Origin of the sequence: Thauera aromatica (assembly GCF_023093595.1) — a bacterium.
GTDB classification, from domain to species: domain Bacteria; phylum Pseudomonadota; class Gammaproteobacteria; order Burkholderiales; family Rhodocyclaceae; genus Thauera; species Thauera aromatica_A.
Map to the genome: position 1 here is coordinate 1 of NZ_JALLIK010000034.1, position 1,648 is coordinate 1,648.

Annotated in this window: 1 protein-coding gene; it reads right to left on the reverse strand. The window is 62.7% G+C overall.

All coding sequences use genetic code 11. From position 1 onward, the window contains the following. Positions 1-14: 14 nt before the first annotated feature. Positions 15-1,565, reverse strand: a complete 1,551-nt coding sequence (locus MXC99_RS00410) for a transposase (RefSeq protein ID WP_247723672.1) — start codon at positions 1,563-1,565, stop codon at positions 15-17. Positions 1,566-1,648 lie beyond the last annotated feature (83 nt).

The window sequence follows — 1,648 nt, forward strand, 5'->3', positions numbered from 1 at the left end:
CCTAAATCCGGCAGTTACCCCAGCCCATCTGCATGATCAGCCAGCAAACGGAGGGGGTTCGGTGGCCCGATGGCTGCCAGCGTGCGCTTGAGCTGCTCACAGCAGCGCATCCAGACCGAGCGGGGTTTGAACTGCTCCGCAGCCTCCCTCATCCAGGCGTGAAGCTGGCCAGACACGCGCGTGAGTACCTGCCGGGCCTTGTCGAAATAGGCATGCTGGCCGGTCAGCGTGATCGTGGTCTGACCCGCATGCTCGGTCCGTCGGCCGACTGCGGACATCAACCAGGGCCGACTGGTGATGGCCTCGAGCCGGGCTTCGGGATTGGCCAGACGCACGAACAGACTCCACCAGTTGTAGATCAGCGCCACCGCACGCGCCGACAATTGGCAGCGATGCAGGTCGTGCGTGGTGAAGCCGCCCCAGCCCCACTGGTTTTTCAACTCGTCGAAGACATTTTCCGCATCGGCCCGATCGCGGTATAACTGTCCGAGACTGAGGATCTCGTGATCGAGGTTGGTCACCAGCACCGCGTATTCATAACCGGTGATGCGCTTGCCCGCCTTGCGGTCGGCCTCGATGAAGCCCAACAGCAGCTGACCGTCGTCCTCGTTGGCCAGGACCATCTCGCCTTTGAGCGGGCGACGCAGCACAACCACCCGTCTCGTGTCTTCCCAGCCGGTGAGCGCCAGCGTGCTGTCGATTCCCTCCCAGCCCTGGCCCGCATCCGTCCAACCCGACACCTGAAACAGGCGCTCGATGTGGCGCTTGACGTTCTTCGACAGGCGCAGCTTGAACAGATACGGTTGTGCGCGTGTCTCGAGCTCACACATGATGCCGTCCGAGCCGAACCCACAATCACCGCGCACCAGCTTCGGTTTTTGATGCGCGGGTAGTTCATCGAGCAGCCGCAGCAAGCCTGGCAGGGTGTGCTTGCCCGAGTGTTCGTTGCCCGCCTTGACCTCGACGCCCATCACCAGACGCAGTCCGGCCATCAGGTAGGTGTGGTAGCTGTGCGAGGGGCGGCCGGGCTTTTTCGGGTTGTACGACACCACCGCGCCTTCCTGTTTTCCATAGAGTGGCTTGATCGTCGTGTCGATATCCAGTATCCACGGCACATCGAGCAAGGGCGCGGTACTCTCGCGCAGGTGCGCATCGAGCCAGCCCACGCCAGCCTCTTCAGGGATTGCCAATAACGCCCGGCGCAGCGCATCCTCGCTGATCACCTTGTTCATCTCCAGCAGCCCCGGATTGACCCCGTCGCAGCGAATCGTCGTGACGTGCGCGTAGCGCCGGTGGCCCGACAGGATCGACAGCATCCAGGTACCCAGCACGTCGGCCTTGCTCGGTGCGTTTGGGCTCGTGTAGGACAGCGGACACCGCTCCTGCCAGCCCGACCACAACCCGGTCAGCGTCAGAAACTCGATGAAGTACGCCAGTTGCCCCATCGGCGTGGACGCACCGTCGGCCTCCCAGCGAACCTGCACCCGCCCGCCTGCCGTCTGCACCCCGGCACACGACAAAAGCATTTCCTCGGCTCCCGAACGCTTCAATTTCGACTCACCCATCGGGTGACTTCCTTGATCAACGCCAAACCCTTAGCCTGCCAGTATTACGGGCAAACTGCACCTCACCAACTGAGGTTTCTAGG

Excerpts from the sequence above, each read along its gene's own strand:
- MXC99_RS00410 (WP_247723672.1), bottom strand. The coding sequence starts at position 1,565 with ATGGGTGAGTCGAAATTGAAGCGTTCGGGAGCCGAGGAAATGCTTTTG.